The sequence below is a fragment of the Roseiarcus sp. genome (assembly GCF_052145395.1).
GTDB lineage: Bacteria > Pseudomonadota > Alphaproteobacteria > Rhizobiales > Beijerinckiaceae > Roseiarcus.
In genome coordinates this window covers 1-3,743 of the sequence record NZ_JBKQOT010000135.1, presented here as the reverse complement: position 1 = coordinate 3,743, position 3,743 = coordinate 1, and the positions used below count along the sequence as shown (strand labels likewise).

Here is a 3,743-nt window from a genome sequence, read left to right as displayed (position 1 = left end):
GCAACCTCTGTGCTGGCCACGAATCAATCTCCATCGCTCGATCGCGACAGCACAGATTCAGACAACGCCAGCAAAAGCAATGACGTGAGCCACTAGGGTGATGACGAGACGCACCAGTTCCGGCGATTGTCTGGCGGGCTCCTGGGCGTAAAGGCCGCCAAGGCTCCGCGCCCGCATCGTCGAGGACGCGGGCTTCAGCGAGCGGCGGACGCTGCTGCGCGCCTGGCAGGCGGCGCGGCTTGCGCGCACGCACCGGGACTTGCGGGAGAGCCGGCGCTTCCACGACGTTTATCTGCCCAAACATGCGGGCGAACCGCTTTTTACCCGCGCGGGAACGCGTTATGGTGGGGAAAAGCCTGGGGGGTGAAAAATGAGCCACGGCGAGCGCATGTCGTCGGTCGACACGACCTGGCTGCGCATGGACCGGCCGACCAACTTGATGATCATCCTCGGCGTCTGGATACTGGAAGGTCCGGTCGCCATCGACCGGCTGGAGGCCCAATTGGCGGACCGGCTTCTGGCCTATCGTCGATACCGGCAGCGGTCGAGTACAGGCCGGCCGGCGTCTACTGGCGCGATGACCCGAACTTCGACCTCGCGCATCACATCAAGCGCGCGCGGTTGCCGGGACCCGGCGGCAAGCAGGCGCTCGAACGCTTTGTCGGCGATCTCGCCTCCGAGCCGCTCGATCCCGCCCATCCGCTCTGGGCGATCCATATCTTCGAGGAGTACGAGGGCGGCGCGGCGATGGTGTCCCGCACGCATCATGCGATGGGTGACGGAGTCGCGCTGGTCGGCGTCACGATGTCCCTCGTCGAGGGAGCCAAGCACAAGACGCGTCGCGTCGCGCCCGCGGACGACGACGAAGGCTGGCTGGAGAATCTGATGGCGCCGGTCGTGGCGGCGATCAACGCCGGAACCCAGGCTTCGAGCTCGACCCTGCGCACCGCAGTCAATCTCGCGCGCCATCCGTTGAGCGCCGCGGGCTACCTGCGCGACGGCGCGGGCGTGACCGGCGAACTCGGCTATCTGCTTTTCATGAACAGCGACAGCCAGACCCGCTTCAAGGGCAAGCCAATGGGGTCGAAGCGCGTCGCCTGGAGCGAGCCGCTGAAGCTCCCGGAGGTCAAGGCGGTCAGCCGCGCGCTCGGCTGTTCCATCAACGACATGCTGCTCTCCTGCGTGGCCGGCTCTTTGAGGAGCTACTTGGCCGAGGCCGGCGACAAGACGGAGGGCGTCGAAGTTCGCGCGCTGGTGCCGATCGATCTTCGTGAGCCGGGGGACGTTGAACTCGGCAATCGCTTCGGCATCATCTTGGTCGAACTGCCGGTCGGCATCGAACATCCGCTCGAGCGGCTGATGACCGTGCGCCAGCGCATGATTGCGTTGAAGACGTCCTACGAGCCCGCCACGACGCTCGGCCTCTTCGCCGCGCTCGGCTACTTGCCGAAAGTCGTGCAGGACCAACTCCTCGACCTTCTCGCCAGCCGCGCGACCGCGGTGATGACGAATGTGCCGGGCCCGTCCGAATATCTCTCGGTCGCCGGCAGCGTGTTGAAGCAGTCGCTGTTCTGGGTGCCGCAGACGGGCGACGTCGCCATGGGCCTGTCGATCTATTCCTACGCCGGCCAGGTCCAGTTCGGCCTCATCACCGACGCCGCGCTGACGCCCGACCCGGAAGCGATTGTCAACCGCTTCGCCGAAGAGTTCGACAAATACCTGTATTACGTCCTGCTCGATCCGCCCGATGCGCCCGCTCTCCCCGCTGATGGCGAGAGGGCAGGGGCGGGGGGCTAGCCACACCGGCTGTTCGCGGACCGGGACGCCGTGGACCTCATCAGATGGGGACAATCGCACTCCTTCGGATTGACGAACAGCCAAGACAGCCAACGGCACGTTTGACCATCCCGGCGATTTGCGCCCGCCAACTGCTTGAAATCTCACGCGCCATCATTGCGGTCATTTGCCTCACCGCAAACGCCGTCCAAGAAGCGATCTATTTCCCGGGGGTAGTGAACGGCAACGGGAGCTCGCGGCGAGGACTCAAACGACGACGTTGGCCAAGAATTGATCGACAGCGTAGCCTATTAGGTCGGACGCCAAAGAACGAAAATCGTAATCCGCTTTGGGAGGGAACATGAACAATCAGGAATTCGACTATGTCGTCGTTGGCGCGGGCTCGGCGGGCTGCGTGCTCGCTGCGCGTCTGACCGAGGATCCAGGCACCACGGTCTGCCTCCTCGAAGCCGGCGGTCCCGACACTAGGGTCCTCATCCACGCGCCGGCCGGCGTGGTGGTGATGGTGCCGACGAAGATCAACAATTACGCCTACGAGACAGTGCCGCAGCCAGGGCTCAACGGCCGCAAGGGCTATCAGCCGCGCGGCAAGACCCTCGGCGGGTCGAGTTCAATCAACGCTATGCTGTACGTCCGCGGAAACAGGTGGGACTACGATCATTGGGCGTCGCTCGGCAACCCCGGCTGGGCCTATCAGGATGTGCTGCCGCTCTTCAGGCGTTCCGAGAACAACGAACAGTTCGCCAACGAGTATCATGGACAAGGCGGCCCGCTGAACGTCACGTATCCGCGCTTTGAAAGCTCGGTCAGCGATTGCTTTCTCAAAGCCGCCGCCTCTCAAGGGTTAAGGCAAAATCCTGATTACAACGGCGCCGAGCAGGAGGGCGCTTTCATTTATCAGGCCACCCACAGGAACGGCGAAAGATGCAGCGCGGCAAAGGCCTATCTGACTCCGAACCTGTCACGCCCCAATCTGCAGGTATTGACCCGCGCGACGTCCGCGAAGGTCCTATTCGAAGGGCGCCGCGCGTGCGGAGTCGCATATTACCAGGGCAGCGAACTCAGGGAAGCGCGCGCAAGGCGGGAAGTCATTGTTTCCGGCGGCGCATTTGGTTCCCCGCAATTGCTCATGCTCTCCGGAATAGGCGACGGCGACGAATTGCGTCGTTTCGGCATTCCGGTGGTTCATCATCTTACGGGCGTCGGCAAGAATCTGCAGGATCACATCGACTATGTGCAGACGTGGCGAGCGTCCAGCAAGACCGAAACAATCGGCGTTTCGCTTCGCGGCACGCGCCAGGTCATCAGCGCGATTATGGAGTGGCGAGCCAAACGTTCGGGGTTGCTGACCACGAATTATGCCACTGCCGGCGCCTTCCATCGCTCGGCGCCGGATGCAGTCGTTCCGGATTTGCAATTGGTGTTCGTTGTTGCGATCGTCGATGACCACGCCCGCAAAATGCATATGGGACATGGCATTTCCTGCCACGTCGATGTCTTGCGTCCATTCAGCCGCGGCGTCGTTTCGCTCGCGAGCCCGGACCCGCGCGTCGCGCCAGCCATCGATCCAAAATTCCTGTCAGATGATCGCGATATGAACCTTCTGCTGAAGGGCGCGCAATTGCAGCAGCGCATCGTCGAATCCGCAGCATTCGACGGCGTGCGCGGCAAAATGATCTATCCGACCAGGGTCGATGACCCTGCCGGCATGGAGCGTGACATACGCTCGCGCGCCGACACGCAATATCACCCGGTCGGCGCCTGCAAGATGGGGCCGGATGGCGACTCGATGGCTGTCGTGAACCCTCGCTTGCATGCGCGGGGAGTCGATGGCCTGCGCGTGGTGGACGCTTCCATTATGCCGACGATTGTCGGAGGCAACACCAACGCGCCCACGATCATGATCGCCGAGTAGGCGATCGACATGATCCGTTCAGGGCAGTGAC

2 protein-coding genes are annotated in these 3,743 nt (G+C 63.1%); both read left to right on the top strand.

The window, feature by feature from the left end; all coding sequences use genetic code 11:
* Positions 1 to 363: 363 nt before the first annotated feature.
* Positions 364 to 1,797: a wax ester/triacylglycerol synthase family O-acyltransferase gene (locus ACLP25_RS04810; protein WP_442468088.1), complete on the top strand. Its 1,434-nt coding sequence runs from the start codon at positions 364 to 366 to the stop codon at positions 1,795 to 1,797.
* Between the two features lie 340 nt (positions 1,798 to 2,137).
* Positions 2,138 to 3,712, top strand: a complete 1,575-nt coding sequence (locus tag ACLP25_RS04805) for a GMC family oxidoreductase (protein WP_442468087.1) — start codon at positions 2,138 to 2,140, stop codon at positions 3,710 to 3,712.
* Positions 3,713 to 3,743: the final 31 nt, after the last annotated feature.

Excerpts from the sequence above, each read along its gene's own strand:
- ACLP25_RS04805 (WP_442468087.1), top strand. The coding sequence starts at position 2,138 with ATGAACAATCAGGAATTCGACTATGTCGTCGTTGGCGCGGGCTCGGCG.